The 687-nt window shown below is 41.3% G+C and carries 1 protein-coding gene; it reads left to right on the top strand.

What is annotated here, in order from left to right; translation table 11 throughout:
- Positions 1-333: 333 nt before the first annotated feature.
- Positions 334-687: metal ABC transporter substrate-binding protein (locus ACRCJ0_RS17770; protein ID WP_431391471.1), on the top strand; the 354-nt coding region annotated here is incomplete at its 3' end.

Raw genomic sequence — 687 nt, forward strand, 5'->3', positions numbered from 1 at the left:
ACTGCAGAAGTAAAATAATCTTTAACAGATTATCTTATTATGTATATGAGGGGAAGTTCGGAATTATCCGAGCTTCTCTTTTTTTTTTGCCTTTTTTATTAGACCACATCCGTTTTTAATTTTCGGGTGTGGTCTTTTTGCCTGCTTGAATCAGTGTGCCTGGTTTTCTAGATCAACTAGCTTGGCAAGGAGGCGTCATTTTCAAAAAAATCTCGGTGAATTAGACTAGACACTTATATATTTTTAGGTTAAGCTAAAAATATAATTAACAAAAGCTAAGGGCGAATCTTGTGGTTACCCCTTAAATATAGAAAATAGGAGTGAAGTATTCAAATGAAGAAGATTTGGAAATTATTGAGTGTAATAGTTGTGGCGCTAGCCTTGGGTGCATGCGCGAGCGACGGGGAGTCAGCTAGTGACGGTGGCGATGCTGCGGATAAAAAACCGGTTGTCACAGTATCCACTTCTTTTCTACGGGATATGGTAAAACAATTGGCGGGCGACCAAGTAACGGTTGAAACGGTTATTCCAGCGGGCGAGGACCCTCATGGCTACTTAGCACGTCCTAGAGACTTAAAGAAAATCCAAGGGGCAGACTTGGTTTTATACCACGGTTTACACTTAGAGGCGCAAATGGTTGAAGCCTTGGAAGCGACAGGTGTGGCAGTGACGAAAGATTTCACTGAT

This window comes from Aerococcus sp. L_32 (assembly GCF_050689315.1).